Genomic DNA, 14,243 nt, shown 5'->3' with positions numbered 1-14,243 from the left:
GGGCGGCCCCAAGGAAGGCCAAGAAGTGATGAGCGTGGGGGCTCATGTTTCAGGGCAGGTCCTTGTTCGGCTCGGGTTCCGCGGCGTCGCGCGGACCGACGCGGCCCAGGCGCTCCTTGAGCGACTGCGGCCGGCCGCTGATGATCGCTGCGTAATTCGTGGTGTTGGCCAGCACCTTCTTCACGTAGTCGCGGGTTTCGGTGAAGGGCACGTTCTCGGCCCAGATCGCGGCGTCGAGCACCGGGCCGTTGCGCCAGTTGCGGGGGCGCCCGGGGCCGGCGTTGTAGGCCGCGGCGGCCAGCGCCATGGAGCCGTCGAAGTCGTCGAGCGCCAGCTTCAGGTAGTTGGTGCCGATGGTGATGTTGGTTTCGCGGTCGTTGATCTGGCCGGGCGTGAAGTCGGCCATGCCGATCTTGCGGGCCGTCCAGCGTGCGGTGGCGGGCATGACCTGCATGAGGCCCGAGGCGCCGACGCCCGAGCGCGCGTCCATGATGAAACGGCTTTCCTGGCGGATGAGGCCGTAGACGTAGGCCGGGTCCAGTCCGATGTCCTGGCTCTTGCGCAGCACCGTGTCGTGGAAGGGCATGGGAAAGCGCTGCTCCACGTCGATCGTGCCCTTGGTGCGCTCGCTCGTGTTGATGCAGCGGTCCCACACCTCGCGCTGGCAGGCGAAGTCGGCAGCCGCCAGCAGGGCGCGGTCGTCCATGCCGCCCTTGTCGTGCAGGTTGGTGGCGTAGTTCCACTCGCGCGTGCCTTCGGGACGCAGGCCGATCGCGATCGCGTAGAGGCCGCGATTGAGCGCGAGGTTGCTGCGCGCGGCGGCCTTTTCCTCGGGCGTGAGCGGCGCGGGGCGGGTGGCCGCGACGACGCGCTGGCCCAGCTCCTCGAGCGCGAGCATTTCGTAGAAGCCGCGCGTGCCGGCGATGCTCGTGTACAGCTCCCGTGCCTGGGCGCGGCGCTCGTCGCTGCGCTCGGTGGCGAGAGCCCGGGCCTTCCAGTAGACCCAGGTCGGATCGAGCTGGGCGGTTTCGCTCATGGCGTTGATGGCGGGCGCCACGTCCTTCCACTGGCCGGTGCGCAGTGCGGCGCGCACGCGCCAGCCGAGCATGTCGTCCGACAGGTCGCTGTTCTTGGTGACGTTGGCGAAATAGCCGACTGCCTGCGGCGAGAGCTTGTTCGCGGCCGCGCGGCCGATGGCGCCCCAGAGCCAGTTGCGCTCTTCGGCCGAGAGCATCGGGCCCCACTTGCTGTCCAGCTGCGAGGCAGCCATGTCGGGGTCGGCGATGGCGACCTTGATGAGCGCGAGCACCACCAGTTCCTTGCGCGACTTGGCGGCCACGAAGGCGCGGCCGGTGAGGAACTTGGCCGAGCTGGCGTTGAGCTCCTCGAAGAGCGGCAGCGCATCGGGCGCGGCGATGGTGACGGCGCCGCGCGCGGCCTGCGGGCGATTGGCCTCGATGGCCAGGCGCGCCTTCTTCCAGGCATCGTTGGGCGACATGAGGCGGGAGGCGACCATGCGGTCGGCGGCGGTGAGGCAGCCGTCGTCGGCTTCCTTCTGGCTGAACCAGTTGCGGCGCACGTCGTCGGCCTGGGCCTGGGTGGCGGTGCCCGAGCGCAGCGTCTCGGCCAGGATCGCGTAGCAGCGCACCTGCGCGTCGTCGCCCATGCGGTAGCCGGCCACGTTGGCGGCAAAGCCGTCCCAGTCGCGGCGCTGGCCGAGCAGCAGCAGCCAGTCGTTGCGCAGGCGGTCTTCCTGGTAGGTGCCGGGGTAGCGGGCGTAGAAGTCCTGCACTTCGTTGGGTGCGGCTTCCTGCAGGCGGGCCTTCAGTTCCCAGTAGGCGGCCCAGGGTTCGAGCGCGTGGCCGCGGGCTTGCGGCAGGAGGGCGGAAAGGCGGGCCTTGTCGCCGCGCTGGAAGGCCTGCTTCATCTGGACCAGCACGTCGTCGTTGGTGTTGGTCTGTGCGCTGGCGGGGGGATGAAAGAGCAGTGCGGCGGCAGTCAGGACGAGGGAAAAAGCAACGGCTGGCGTTGCGTTGCGCGGGCGGCTGCGCGTGGATGCCAAAATGCTTGGGAACTGCATCGGGGGATTATGGACAAGTCAAAGGGTGCCGACACTTCGGCGACGGCGAGTTTTCTGAAGGATCAGTTGCGCAAGGCTCTGATCGAACAACGCCTGGCCATGCCGGACCGGCTGACACGCGCCGACCTGCTGCAGCGCGTCATGCGCATCTGGCTGGTCGGGCGGCCCGACACCGTGATCGGCGCCTACTGGCCGATCAAGGGCGAGTTCGATCCATTGCCCGCGCTGCACCGCTGGAAGGAAGACGGCGAGCTGATGGAAGAGACCCAGCGTCGCCGCATCGGACTGCCCGTGATCGACAAGGTTCACAAGACCCTCACCTTCCATGCCTGGTACCCGGGCTGCCAGATGGAAGAAGACGCCTACGGCATTCCCAAGCCCAAGGACACCGAGCTGATCGTGCCGACGCTCCTGTTCGTGCCCTGCGTGGGCTACAGCGCCGGCGGCTACCGCCTGGGTTATGGCGGCGGGTTCTACGACCGCACGCTGGCGGCCCTGGAGCCGCGGCCGTTCACCGTGGGGCTGGGCTTCACGCACGGCTTTCTGGACGACTTCGAGCCCGAGGCGCACGACCTGCCGCTGGACGCGATCCTGAATGACAACGGCGTCGTCTGGCCGATGTCTTGAGCCCCCCGGCTTTTCACTTCGTGTAACTCCGCTCCCCGAGGGGAAGGCGCGGCCCGGCGGCGGCCGCATTCCCGTTCAGTCGATGTCGTCGATGGTGTCCGGATCGGGCACCTCGCCGATGGTCCCGCGCGTGGTGCCGGCCTGCAGCAGCAGCCAGTCCCAGAAGGCCTTGATCTCGGGCCGCAGCGCGTTGCGCGGGCCGGCGATGAGCCAGTAGGACATCGGTGAATCCATGCGGTGCTGGGGCAGCACCTCGACCAGGTCGCCGTTGGCCAGGCTTTCGGCGATCAGCGAGCTGCGCGCCAGCACCACGCCCTGGCCGGTCAGCGCGGCCTGCACCATCTGGTAGGCGTAGTTGAAATAGAGCCAGCGCTTGGGCTGCGCGCGCTCCAGGCCGTTCACCTCGAACCAGCGCCGCCACGTGAGCCACTCCAAGTGCGTGCGGTGCGCGTCGCCCGCCTCGATCAGCGTGAAGCGGGTGATGTCTTCCGGCGTCTTGATCGGCGGGCTGCTCTTGATGAGCCAGGGGCTGGCCACCGGCGTGAGGTTTTCGCCGAACAGGCGCACCGCGGTGGGCGGCATGACCTCGCGCGGGCCGTAGCGCAGGGCGATGTCCACGTCGGCCACTTCGAGGTCCACTGCCACGTCGCTGGCGTCGATGCGGATGTCGATCTCGGGGTTGTCGCGCTGGAAGACCTCCAGCCGCGGGATCAGCCACATCGAGGCGAACGACGCGAAGGTGGTGAGCGAGACGCTCTTGCGCCCCGCGCTCTGGCGGATCTGGCGCACCGCCATATCGATGCGCGGCAGCGACTGCTGCACCGAGAGCAGCAGCTGCGCCCCCGCGCTGGTCAGCTCCACCGCCCGCGTATGGCGCAGGAACAGCGACACGCCCACTTCCTCTTCCAGCGACTGGATCTGCCGGCTGACGGCCGACTGGGTCAGCGCCATTTCTTCGGCCGCGGCGCGGAAGTTCAGGTGCCGGGCGACGGCCTCGAAGGCGCGCAGGTGCCCGGCCGAGATCGGACGGGAGCGCAGGTGGGTTTGCGAATGTTGCATGGATGGGGGTTCCGGGGGCGGCCCGGCGGTCGGGTCGATTGATGCGATATCAGCATCAGTAGGCTACTTCGTTTTCATTGGACCCACAACGCCATAGAAACGATCATTCATTCCCGAACTGCGCCATTGCCACCGTCCTGGCATCGCACTTCGGCACAGCCCAAGGAGTCTCCATCATGTCCACCGCCGTCTGCACCACCGAATCGCTCGCTTCCCTGTCCATTCCCGCCCGCACCGCCGTCGCCGTGCCTCCGGCCGTGCGCCGCGGCGCCTGGCAGATCGCCCCCGGCGAGGCGATGAGCCTGAAGGCGCGGGCGGCCAGCGTCCTGCGCGTGAAGCAGGGCCGGGTGTGGATCACGCCCGACGCCACGCTGGCCAACCCCAGCGAAGACCTGGTGCTCGCACCGGGAGAATCGATGACAGTGGCCGCCGGCCAGCGCATCGTCATGGAAGCATGGGATGGCTACGGTGCCACCTACACGTGGGATCAGGCCTGAACGGCCACTCGCTCCCATGGACGGGAAAGGCGGCTTCGGCCGCCTTTTTCTTTTTGGCGCGCAACTTCGGCCCCGGTTTTCTTTTTCAGCCGTTGATGTCGAAGCTGGAGCGCAGCGCCAGGAAGTGCTTGAGGGCCGCCTCGCCCTCCAGGGCGTGCACGCCGGCCATCAGGTCGGGCCCCTCGCTCTCGGCCAGGCCCATGCCGAAGCCGCTGTAGCGGCGCGCTTGCAGCGGCCCCTCGTAGACCACCCGCACGTCAAGGTGCCGCGGGTCGCGCTCGATGCGGCGCATGAGTGCTTGCACCGCATCGCGCGGGCCTTCCAGGTGCTGGCAGAAGCGCATGCCGTCGAAGACCAGCAGGCCGGTGATGTTCTGCCGGGCGTTGCGCGCCCGCGCCTGGCTGACGATGGCGCCCACGGCGGTGCCCGGCAGGTCCTGCGCGAGCACGCTGCAGTAAAAGATCTCGTGAAACGGTGGTTGTTCTGTCATGCGTCCTGGGGGAAAAGCGAGCGGAGTCTAGACATCCGCAACGCGCGGCGAAATGTAAAAAGACACAGCCCCCAGCGCCTATAGTCCAACGGGTGAAGTTCGAGGACTATCCCGCCGCCACGCCCCCGCCGCAGGGCCCCAATCCCTGTGACGATTGCGCCTTGCGCCGGCTCGATGCCTTTGTGCCTTCTTCCCCGGAAGAGCTCAAGACCATCCAGTCGTTTCGGGTCGGCGCGCGGCGCGTGGAGGCGGGCGGCGCGATCGTCCAGGAGCACCGGCCCAGCACCCAGCTGTTCACCCTCTATTCGGGGTGGGCCTTCCGCTACAAGACATTGACCGACGGGCGGCGGCAGATCCTGAGCTTCCTGCTGCCCGGCGACTTCATCGGCCTGCAGGACGAATTTGCCGACGGCCAGACGCACGGCGTCGAGGCGGTGACCGACGCCACGCTCTGCGCCTTCTCGCGCGACCGGCTCTGGCCGCTCTTCCATGCGCAGCCCAAGCTGGGCTACGACATCACCTGGCTGGCCGCGCGCGAGGAAAAGATGGTGGACGACAACCTGGTCACCACCGGCCGGCGCAATGCGGGCGAGCGCGTGGCCATGCTGCTGATGCACCTGTACCGCCGCGCCGAGCGCGTGAGGATGGTGCGCGACGGCTGGGTCGAGTTTCCGTTCAACCAGCAGCACATCGCCGATGCGCTGGGGCTCTCGCTGGTGCACACCAACAAGACGCTGCGGCGGCTGCAGCGCCTGGGTTTCTACAAGCTGGACAGCGGCTGGCTGCGCGTGCTGGAGCCGCACGCACTGGAAACGCTGGGCGACTACTTCGAGCGCCCGATGCGGCCGGCGCCGCTGATCTGAGGATCTGAAGACGTGGTCTGCAGGCCGCGCCGGCTCAGCGCACCGCCACCAGCTGGCGCAGGTCGCTCTGGTAGGCCTGCAGCCGGCGCACCGCCTGTTCGCGCTGGCTGGCGCTGGTGCCGTTGTGCAGGGCCGCGAGGTTGCGGCAGCCCTCTTCCAGCAGCGCCTGCTGCTGGTCGCGCCAGGGGCCGGGCGGCGGATCGGCGATGCGCAGCAGGTAGGCGTGCAGCGCCGCGCGCGCCTGGGCCGGCGACGGCTTCCTCGTGCTGAACTCGCGCAGCATTGCCAGCGCTTCCTGCTGGCGCTTGCGGCGCTCGGCGTCCGCGAGCTGCGGGTTGAACGCCGACTGCGCCACCTGTTGCTTGAGCAGGTCGCGCTGCTCGGCCGTCAGCCGGCCGTAGAAATCCTCGGTGCGGTCCAGGAACTGGTCGTAGCGCTTGTCCTGCACCTGCGCGGGCGTGCGGTCGAGCCAGTCCTTGCGGTACTCGTTGTTGACCTTCGCGTACTTGCGCTCGAGTTGCTGCAGCTGCGACTCGCTCAGGGTCAGCGCGAGGTCGGTGGTGGCCGGCTCGGCGTGCTCGGTCACGGCCAGCAGGCGTTCGCGAATCCCGTCGGCCAGCGTGCAGGCCTGCGCGGGCGTCACCTCGCCCGGCGCCAGGCCTTGCGTTTCCTGCAGCAGGGCGATGACCTTGGGCAACTCGTTCTGCCGGTGCCAGGCCAGCAGCTGGGCGAGTTCGTCGCGCACCTTGGGCGTCTGCGTGCTGTCGAAGTCGAAGTAGCCGTCCAGCCACCAATAGCTCACCTCGGGCAGGTTGTTGTAGGCCAGCTTGACCGCGCTGCAGGCGCCCAGCGCGGCGATCAAAGTCAGCACACCGATAATTCGCGCGAGCTCCGCGCAACGAATCCGGAAAGAAGAAAGCATGAATCAGACTCCGCAGCAGCAAGACATCCAGGGGCCGATCGACGTGGTGATCATGGCGGCCGGCAAAGGCACGCGCATGAAAAGCAGACTGCCCAAAGTGTTGCATCGTTTGAGCGGCCGCGCATTGATCGCGCATGTGGCCGACACCGCCACGCGCATCGGCGCCCGCCATGTGGTGGTCGTGACCGGCCACGGCGCGGCCGAAGTCGAGGCCGCCATGGCCGCAGCCGTGGGTGGCGCCACACCGCGCTTTGCACGCCAGGAGCCGCAGTTGGGCACCGGCCACGCGGTGCAGCAGGCGGTGCCGCTGCTGCCGGACGACGGCACGGTGGTCGTGCTCTCGGGCGACGTGCCACTGATCGGCGAGGAGACGTTGCGGGCGCTGGTCGCCGCCAGCGCGGGCCAGCGGCTCGCGCTGCTGACCATCGAGTTCGACGACCCGGCCGGCTACGGCCGCGTCATCCGCGCGCCGGGCCAGGGCGCGGTGACGGCCATCGTCGAGCACAAGGACGCGAGCGAGGCGCAGCGCGCCGTGCGCGAGATCTACAGCGGCGTGATGGCCGTGCCCGCGCGCCTGCTCAAGGGCTGGCTCGCGCGGCTGGACAACCGCAACGCGCAGAACGAGTACTACCTGACCGATGTCGTGAAGCTCGCCGCCGCCGATGGCGTGCCGGTGGTGGCGCACATCACGACCGATGCGCTCCAGGTGGCGGGCATCAACAGCCCGGCGCAGCTCGCGGCGCTGGAGCGTGCCTGGCAGCTGCGCCAAGGCGACGCATTGATGGCGCAGGGCGTGCGCCTGGCCGACCCGGCGCGCTTCGACCTGCGCGGCACGCTGGACTGCGGCGCCGACGTCGAGATCGACGTCAACTGCGTGTTCGAGGGCCATGTGTCGCTGGGCGAGGGCGTGCGCATCGGTGCCAACTGCGTGATCGCCAATGCGCGCATCGAGGCCGGCGCGGTGATCCATCCGTTCACCCACATCGAGGGCGAGAAGGCCGGCGTGACGGTGGGCGAGCGGGCGCTGGTCGGCCCGTTCGCGCGGCTGCGGCCCGGTGCGCAGCTGGGGGCCGAGGTGCACATCGGCAACTTCGTCGAGGTGAAGAACTCGACGCTCGCGGCCGGCGCCAAGGCCAACCACCTGGCCTACCTGGGCGACGCCACGGTGGGCGAGCGCGTGAACTACGGCGCGGGCAGCATCACCGCCAACTACGACGGCGCCAACAAGCACCGCACCGTGATCGAGGCCGACGTGCACGTGGGCAGCAACTGCGTGCTGGTGGCGCCGATCACCATCGGCGCGGGCGGCACCATCGGGGGCGGGTCGACCGTCAACAAGTCGACCGAGCCGGGCGCGCTGACCGTGGCGCGCAGCAAGCCAGTGAGCTTTCCCAACTGGAAACGGCCACAGAAGAAGCCCAAGGCCTGACGGAAAACCGAGGCCTCAGGCCAGCGGCACGGCGGGCTCGAATTTCGCGCGCTTGAGGCTGAAGAAGGCCTTGACGTTGCGCACGTTGGCATCGGCGGTGAACAGGCGCTGCGTCATCGCGCCGTAGTCGGGCATGTCGCGCGCTGCGACCACGAGCACGAAGTCGGGACCGGGCGAGACGCGCCAGCACTGCTGCACCGCGTCGTCCGCGATCACGCGGGCTTCGAAGGCGTCGAGCGCGGCGGCGTCCTGCCGGTCCAGCGAGATTTCGACCACCGCCTGCAATCCGTGGCCGAGCACCGCGGCCAGCCGGTCCGGCGAGAGCAGCGCGACCTGGCGCTCGATGAGGCCTTCGTCCTTCAGCCGCTGCACGCGCCTCAGGCATGTGGGCGGCGAGATGCCCACGTCGGCGGCCAGCCGCTGGTTGGTCTGCGAGGCGTCGCGCTGGAGGGCGTCGAGCAATCGGAGGTCTATTGCATCCAGGGATATTGATTCCATATTGATTGAAATTATGGAATAAAAATCCATAACGGCCAATTTGTGAAATAAAAATCCGAAATCGATGGAATTTCGAGCGCATATTTTTTAACGGCATTCCTACCATCAAGCCTCCTCTTCTTCAAAGGCAGCTCACCATGTGCGGCATCGTCGGGGCAGCGTCCCATCGCAACATCGTTCCGGTCCTCGTGCAGGGCCTGGAACGGCTCGAATACCGTGGCTATGACTCGTGCGGCGTGGCGGTGCATGCGGGCGGCCTCACGCGGGCGCGCACCACCTCGCGCGTGGCCGACCTCGTCACGCAGGTGCGCGACGACAAGCTCGAGGGTCTGACCGGCATCGCCCACACCCGCTGGGCCACGCACGGCGCGCCGGCGGTGCACAACGCCCACCCGCACTTCAGCCACGGCCCTGGCGCCGATGCGCAAGGAACGCGCCCCGGCCGCATCGCGCTGGTACACAACGGCATCATCGAAAACCACGAGGCGCTGCGCGCCGCGCTCGAGGCCAAGGGCTACGTGTTCGAGAGCCAGACCGACACCGAGGTCATCGCCCACCTGGTGGACAGCCTCTACGACGGCGACCTGTTCGAGGCGGTGAAGGCCGCGGTGCTGCAACTGCACGGCGCCTACGCCATCGCCGTCATCTGCCGCGACGAGCCGCAGCGCGTGATCGGCGCGCGTGCCGGCTCGCCGCTGATCCTCGGCGCGGGCAAGGACGGCAGCGAGAACTTCCTGGCGAGCGACGCGATGGCGCTTGCGGGCGTGACCGACCAGATCGTGTACCTGGAAGAAGGCGACGTGGTCGATTTGCAGCCGGGCAAGTACTGGATCGTCGACAAGAACCACAAGCCGGTGACCCGGCAGGTGCGCACGGTGCTCGCGCACAGCGGCGCGGCCGAGCTCGGCCCGTACCGCCACTACATGCAAAAGGAAATCTTCGAGCAGCCGCGCGCCATCGGCGACACGCTCGAAGGCGTGGCGGGCATCGTGCCGGAGCTGTTCGACGGCATCGGGCAGGACGGCGCAACGGGCGCGAGCGCGCACCGCGTGTTCAAGGACATCGACAAGATCCTCATCCTGGCCTGCGGCACCAGCTACTACAGCGGCTGCACCGCCAAGTACTGGCTGGAGGGCATCGCGAAGATCTCCACGCAGGTCGAGATCGCGAGCGAGTACCGCTATCGCGATTCAGTGCCCGACCCCAAGACGTTGGTGGTCACCATCAGCCAGTCGGGCGAGACGGCCGACACGCTCGCCGCGCTCAAGCACGCGCGCTCGCTCGGCATGGGGCAGACGCTGACGATCTGCAATGTCGCCACCAGCGCGATGGTGCGCGAGTGCAAGCTGGCATACATCACGCGCGCCGGTGTCGAGATCGGCGTGGCGTCGACCAAGGCCTTCACCACCCAGCTGGCGGGCCTGTTCCTCTTGACGCTCGCCATCGCGCAGACCAAGGGGCGCCTCACCGAAGCCGACGAGGCGCGCTACCTGAAGGAAATGCGCCACCTGCCTGTCGCGCTGCAGTCGGTGCTGGCGCTGGAGCCGCAGATCATCGGCTGGGCCGAGGACTTCGCGCGCAAGGACAACGCGCTCTTCCTCGGCCGCGGGCTGCACTACCCGATCGCGCTCGAAGGCGCGCTCAAGCTCAAGGAAGTGACCTACATCCACGCCGAGGCGTATGCGGCCGGTGAGCTCAAGCACGGCCCGCTCGCGCTCGTGACCAGCGAGATGCCGGTCGTTGCGGTTGCGCCGAACGACGCGCTGCTCGAAAAGCTCAAGAGCAACCTGCAGGAAGTGCGCGCGCGCGGCGGCGTGCTCTATGTGCTGGCCGATGGCGACACGAAGATCAAGAGCAGCGAAGGGCTGCACGTGATCCGCATGCCCGAGCACTACGGTGCGTTGTCGCCGATCCTGCACGTGGTGCCGCTGCAATTGCTCGCGTATCACACGGCGTGCGCGCGCGGGACGGATGTGGACAAGCCGCGGAACCTGGCCAAGAGCGTGACGGTGGAGTGAGTTCGCGATAAGAGCGGCGGGGTTTTTTTTTTCGATTGATGTCCGAGACAGCGCTCCAATGTCTGAGACAAGTGTTCCTTGGCATTAATCATCAATGCCTGAGACTGTTGAATTCCGCTGATCTCTGGCCCTGGGGTGCGGATAAAAACTTGGACTGGTTTTAAGTCGCGGGTCCGAGACTTAGTCGGTATTCGATGGGGCTGCGAGACCAAAGGAGATCTTGATCCGCTTCTCGTTGTACCAACGGATGTAGGAATCAACTTCTTTGATGAACTGCTCGACCCTCCCGGCCTGATGTGATCAGTCGCCCGTGACTCAAGGCACCTTCGTCAGATGAAAGCCTTCGGCAATCATGCCGCGAAAGCCCTTGATGGTGCGGGTGCGCTGTGCGCCGTCGCCGAATGAGGCGGAGACGTGCAACTCCAGCATCGCGTGATCGGCACGCTGCAGCACCGTCCAAAGATGGGTGCTTGTGGCGGCCGGACCTGTAGCGCCCGGCTTTTGGAGCACGTAAGAAAGAAAAGGGCGCTTCTCGGTGGTCAAGGCAAGGTCGCGCACTTCGTAGCCGAGTTTCGTCATGGTGTCGGTCTGTGCCGCGCCGATCTCGCGCAGGTAGGGCAGCGGATCGACGGGCGTTTCGCGGGGCCGGATGTCGAGGGCCACCGTCCAACCGTGCCGCGAGGTGGCGGCCAGGGGCAGATCAGGGCCGCACTGCACGCTCCACGAACCGCCGCCATGGTCGGGCAACAGCAGAAGGTAGCGGTCTGTATTGCTGCGCACGGCGAGCACTTCGGGCTTGGGGCCTCTGCTCTCCAGCGTGATGGGTGTCGTGATGCAGCGCGCGGCGGCCGTGTGAGTCTGCGCATCGGAAGCCGGCGATATGGTGAACAGGCCGAACATTGCCGACGTCCACGCGATCATCTTGTCGTAGCCCACGTTTGACTCCCCAAGCTTGCGAACCGGAAGTGTAGAACGCACCAACGCGTCCGGGTCGATACCGCAGGAGGTGATGGGGCGGCGGCCTTCTTGCACCGACTGAAGGACTCTCAGGAGGGCAGGAGCTTCCCCGGGTTCACGAGGCCCAGCGGACAGCCGCACGTCACCACCTCCGACTCACGGCCGCCATCGGTCTGCGTCGCTCAGTCTTGTCGATATGACTTCACTGGACGCTCGCGAAATCAGTGCCTGGATCCCGTGGAGCGTCGAGAAAAAAGGCATGAGACGTATTCTCCTGCGCCGCAAAATCATCGGGCAACTGATACTTTTCCCCGGCGCTGGATTGCGGCAAAGTTGCCTGGCCCGAGTCTGCTTCTGTGCGTTGCGCCAGGAGCCTGGGATGCGCGTTGCGCACCCCGCGCCGCGCTCGCCGCACGCGCACCTGGCTTGCGCATCATCATCACCACCAAGAATCCAGGAGAAGCTATTCCCCTCGCAGAGCCGTCGTCCGTGGCCGTCGTGAATGATCTGGAAATCCAGCGCAGTGAGCTCGGACAAAAGGTCGAAGCGCTGGGCCATTCTCCGCAGTACTTCTCCGACATCCTCGAACTGATGAGCGCCCTTGTCTGTGGGCAGCGTTTCCATCTTGTCCTGTCGAGCTTTCGCGCTGGAAAGACCTCCTGGCGCAACGTGAACTCCGTCAGCGAAGCGCTGCACTTGCCCGTCCTTCTCGTTGTTCAAGCATCAGGATGGCCCGCCCTCCGCGCCAAAGCCTCCAACAGCCAACTCGTCGACATCGTCGCTTCGGAGATGTCGGAAAGCGAATTGGGGTGGCGCATCGACGTCTTGCTGAAAAGCGCTCGAGCGCTGCCACAAGAACCCAAAGCACGCAGCATCAGCTTTGGCGACTACCGGTTTCTTGAAGAGGAGCACGTCGTGCTGCATCGAGGCCGTCCGATCAGCCTGCAACCACGCCAGTTCGGCCTGGCCCTGGCAATGTTTCGCAACGTCGGCAAGATCGTAAGTCGGGACTGGCTATGGACATCGGTGTGGAAGATGACGCCACCACAAGGAACGAATCGAACGATCGACGTATGCGTGACCAACGTGCGTCGAAGGCTCGATCTGCGCGCAGAAAACGGATTCATTCTTCGGGCCGCCTACAAGCACGGCTACATCCTTTCTGCCGTCGACGCCGCTTCCAGAAGTTCCGAAGCGCCAGACCGTGTACCTGGTGGCGACAAGGCAACTCGACCGCCGAGGGCCAAGGGTCGCCCTCGACTCTCTGAAGAATCAGACCCGCGGCGCAAGTAAGACAGGAGGCGCTCAGCCGCGCGCAAGCCACTCCGGCTTGCACGAGCCGCGCGGAACCAGCACCTGGCCATAGCGGCCCGGTGTCGACGACATGCGCACCTGCTCGGTCACGCCCTGGTAGGCGCCCATCGGCGTATCGGCCGTGAACACCTCGGGGTCGAGGTAGCGGTGCTCGTCGCTGCCGTTGGCGGCGGCGTGCGCATAGGACTTGTCGAAGAGGCCCAGGCTGTAGAGCCACAGGGACAAGCGCGTGAGGGAGACATGCACGCGGTAGCTGCCGCCTTCGCGCGCGCGGCGCATCAGGGCCGCCGCGATGCCGCTGGTCAGCAGCCAGGCACCCAGGTAGTCGTTGACGACCATGATGGCCGGCAGCCTGGGTTCGCTCGGCGAGCCTTCCAGCGTCATGACGCCCGTGACGCAGCCCGCGGTCTGGTCGAAGCCCGGCCTGTCGGCCCAGGGACCTTGCTCGCCATGCAGGCTCACGCTCGCGTGGATGATGCCCGGCCGCGCCGCGGCCGCCTGCGTGGCCGAGAGGCCGTAGCGGTCGAGAAAACCCTTGCGCCGGTTCGCATAGAAAACGTCGGCGCCGGCCAGCAGCGCCTGCATGCGCGCATGGCCCGCGGCATCGTCCACATCGAGCACCGAGGAGCGCACGCCCACGTTGGCGGTGGCGTAGAGCAGTTCGCTTTCGAAGTCGCTCGGCCGCCAGATGTTGAGCACATCGGCGCCATGCAGCGCGAGCGCGCGGCCGGTGCCGGCACCGGCGATGACACGTGCCATGCCCAGCGCACGCACACCATCGAGCGGTTGCGTCGGATTCGGCGTGAAGGGCTCGGGCGCCGAGTCGCCGATGCGTTCGATCTCGATCAGCGGCAGCTCGCGCAGCACCTGCAGGTACTGCGGCTCGTGCATGAACTCTTCGACCGAGCGCAGCATGGGCATCACGATGCCCGCCTTGGCGCAGGTGTCTTCGAGCTCGGCGGCCTTCCAGCCGCGGATCGCCTGGGCCACGGCGGCTTCGCTGTCGCTGCACCCCAGCAGGCGGAGGGCCGAGGACTTCAGCTTGGGGTAGAGGTTCAGCGGCATGACCCAGCGGCCATCGCCGGTTTCATAGAACTTCAGGGTGAACGGCGAATCGGGATCGGCCGTATTGCGCGGCGGGTAGCCGTTGAGCTTTTCCCATTTGCGGTCGTAGAAGGGGCACAGCCGGTGGGGCGTGCGGCGCAGGTCGACCTCGATGTCCTGTCCGTCGCCGCCGCGCGCGCGCCACAGCGCGGCCATGGCCACCGACTTCGCGACCAATCCGATGCCGGCCGCCGAAGCGATGCGGAACACGCTCGGAATGATCGGGTCGCGCCCGATGAAGCCGATGGTGCCGCCGCTGTCCTCGGGGGTGAGCCCGATGCCGCCGAGCACGTGGCGCAGATGCGCGTGCGGATCGAACCCTTCGCTGTGCGTGCTGCGATCGGCCAGCGCCCGCAGGATGCCGTCGGTCGTGTTGTCGGCCATG

The 14,243-nt window shown here is 67.2% G+C and carries 13 protein-coding genes and 1 pseudogene; 6 read left to right on the top strand and 8 right to left on the bottom strand.

The genetic code is table 11. From position 1 onward, the window contains the following. Positions 1–49: 49 nt before the first annotated feature. Positions 50–2,080 (bottom strand): lytic transglycosylase domain-containing protein, encoded by a 2,031-nt coding sequence (locus BM133_RS32380; RefSeq protein WP_093443295.1) that lies wholly within the window; start codon positions 2,078–2,080, stop codon positions 50–52. 9 nt (positions 2,081–2,089) lie between these two features. Between BM133_RS32380 and BM133_RS32375 the strand changes: the two genes are divergently transcribed. Continuing rightward, positions 2,090–2,707 (top strand): 5-formyltetrahydrofolate cyclo-ligase, encoded by a 618-nt coding sequence (locus BM133_RS32375; protein ID WP_093443293.1) that lies wholly within the window; start codon positions 2,090–2,092, stop codon positions 2,705–2,707. 75 nt (positions 2,708–2,782) lie between these two features. Here BM133_RS32375 and BM133_RS32370 read toward each other — a convergent pair whose 3' ends face one another. Continuing rightward, positions 2,783–3,766 carry a LysR substrate-binding domain-containing protein gene (locus BM133_RS32370; protein ID WP_093443291.1) on the bottom strand — a complete coding sequence of 328 codons (984 nt, stop codon included), beginning with the start codon at positions 3,764–3,766 and terminating at the stop codon, positions 2,783–2,785. Between the two features lie 176 nt (positions 3,767–3,942). Here BM133_RS32370 and BM133_RS32365 point away from each other — a divergent pair, with 176 nt between their 5' ends. After that, the gene (locus tag BM133_RS32365; RefSeq protein WP_093443289.1) at positions 3,943–4,263 is read left to right on the top strand and encodes a DUF2917 domain-containing protein; all 321 of its coding nucleotides are present in this window, start codon (positions 3,943–3,945) and stop codon (positions 4,261–4,263) included. A gap of 85 nt (positions 4,264–4,348) precedes the next feature. Here BM133_RS32365 and BM133_RS32360 read toward each other — a convergent pair whose 3' ends face one another. Further along, positions 4,349–4,753: a BLUF domain-containing protein gene (locus tag BM133_RS32360; RefSeq protein WP_093443287.1), complete on the bottom strand. Its 405-nt coding sequence runs from the start codon at positions 4,751–4,753 to the stop codon at positions 4,349–4,351. A gap of 92 nt (positions 4,754–4,845) precedes the next feature. Here BM133_RS32360 and BM133_RS32355 point away from each other — a divergent pair, with 92 nt between their 5' ends. After that, entirely contained in the window at positions 4,846–5,616 is a 771-nt protein-coding gene (locus BM133_RS32355) for a Crp/Fnr family transcriptional regulator (protein WP_177225018.1), read from the top strand. Positions 5,617–5,650: 34 nt separating this feature from the next. On the opposite strand, the gene BM133_RS32350 is transcribed toward BM133_RS32355, so the two are convergent. Further along, positions 5,651–6,487, bottom strand: coding sequence for a DUF6279 family lipoprotein (locus tag BM133_RS32350; protein ID WP_256219428.1), 837 nt, complete (start codon positions 6,485–6,487; stop codon positions 5,651–5,653). Positions 6,488–6,536: 49 nt separating this feature from the next. On the opposite strand from BM133_RS32350, the gene glmU reads away from it, so the two are divergent. After that, a complete protein-coding gene (gene glmU / locus BM133_RS32345) occupies positions 6,537–7,967 on the top strand; it encodes a bifunctional UDP-N-acetylglucosamine diphosphorylase/glucosamine-1-phosphate N-acetyltransferase GlmU (RefSeq protein ID WP_093443283.1) in 1,431 nt (476 codons plus the stop codon). Positions 7,968–7,982: 15 nt separating this feature from the next. Here glmU and BM133_RS32340 read toward each other — a convergent pair whose 3' ends face one another. Continuing rightward, positions 7,983–8,465: an Lrp/AsnC family transcriptional regulator gene (locus BM133_RS32340; RefSeq protein ID WP_093443281.1), complete on the bottom strand. Its 483-nt coding sequence runs from the start codon at positions 8,463–8,465 to the stop codon at positions 7,983–7,985. Between the two features lie 137 nt (positions 8,466–8,602). Here BM133_RS32340 and glmS point away from each other — a divergent pair, with 137 nt between their 5' ends. Continuing rightward, positions 8,603–10,483 carry a glutamine--fructose-6-phosphate transaminase (isomerizing) gene (gene glmS / locus BM133_RS32335; protein ID WP_093443279.1) on the top strand — a complete coding sequence of 627 codons (1,881 nt, stop codon included), beginning with the start codon at positions 8,603–8,605 and terminating at the stop codon, positions 10,481–10,483. Between the two features lie 160 nt (positions 10,484–10,643). On the opposite strand, the pseudogene BM133_RS32330 reads toward glmS, so the two are convergent. Together BM133_RS32330 and BM133_RS32325 are read right to left on the bottom strand one after the other, a co-directional pair. Then, positions 10,644–10,765: pseudogene (locus BM133_RS32330) on the bottom strand (IS3 family transposase); the annotation flags it as partial. Positions 10,766–10,798: 33 nt separating this feature from the next. Continuing rightward, the gene (locus tag BM133_RS32325; protein WP_093443277.1) at positions 10,799–11,419 is read right to left on the bottom strand and encodes a hypothetical protein; all 621 of its coding nucleotides are present in this window, start codon (positions 11,417–11,419) and stop codon (positions 10,799–10,801) included. Positions 11,420–11,866: 447 nt separating this feature from the next. Here BM133_RS32325 and BM133_RS32320 point away from each other — a divergent pair, with 447 nt between their 5' ends. Then, the gene (locus BM133_RS32320) at positions 11,867–12,733 is read left to right on the top strand and encodes a winged helix-turn-helix domain-containing protein (protein ID WP_143100278.1); all 867 of its coding nucleotides are present in this window, start codon (positions 11,867–11,869) and stop codon (positions 12,731–12,733) included. A gap of 12 nt (positions 12,734–12,745) precedes the next feature. Here the strand turns inward: BM133_RS32320 and BM133_RS32315 are convergent, their stop codons facing one another. Then, the gene (locus tag BM133_RS32315) at positions 12,746–14,242 is read right to left on the bottom strand and encodes a CoA transferase (RefSeq protein ID WP_093443405.1); all 1,497 of its coding nucleotides are present in this window, start codon (positions 14,240–14,242) and stop codon (positions 12,746–12,748) included. Position 14,243: the final 1 nt, after the last annotated feature.

The organism is Variovorax sp. 770b2, from assembly GCF_900115685.1.
Taxonomy (GTDB): domain Bacteria; phylum Pseudomonadota; class Gammaproteobacteria; order Burkholderiales; family Burkholderiaceae_C; genus Variovorax.
The sequence above is the reverse complement of the archived record's forward strand: the minus strand, read 5'-3'. Positions and strand labels throughout refer to the sequence as shown.

Bases quoted from the DNA above. Each gene is read 5' to 3' on its own strand.
- BM133_RS32380 (WP_093443295.1), bottom strand. From the start codon at position 2,080: ATGCAGTTCCCAAGCATTTTGGCATCCACGCGCAGCCGCCCGCGCAAC.
- BM133_RS32375 (WP_093443293.1), top strand. From the start codon at position 2,090: ATGGACAAGTCAAAGGGTGCCGACACTTCGGCGACGGCGAGTTTTCTG.
- BM133_RS32370 (WP_093443291.1), bottom strand. From the start codon at position 3,766: ATGCAACATTCGCAAACCCACCTGCGCTCCCGTCCGATCTCGGCCGGG.
- BM133_RS32365 (WP_093443289.1), top strand. From the start codon at position 3,943: ATGTCCACCGCCGTCTGCACCACCGAATCGCTCGCTTCCCTGTCCATT.
- BM133_RS32360 (WP_093443287.1), bottom strand. From the start codon at position 4,753: ATGACAGAACAACCACCGTTTCACGAGATCTTTTACTGCAGCGTGCTC.
- glmU (WP_093443283.1), top strand. From the start codon at position 6,537: ATGAATCAGACTCCGCAGCAGCAAGACATCCAGGGGCCGATCGACGTG.
- BM133_RS32340 (WP_093443281.1), bottom strand. From the start codon at position 8,465: ATGGAATCAATATCCCTGGATGCAATAGACCTCCGATTGCTCGACGCC.
- glmS (WP_093443279.1), top strand. From the start codon at position 8,603: ATGTGCGGCATCGTCGGGGCAGCGTCCCATCGCAACATCGTTCCGGTC.
- BM133_RS32315 (WP_093443405.1), bottom strand. From the start codon at position 14,242: ATGGCCGACAACACGACCGACGGCATCCTGCGGGCGCTGGCCGATCGC.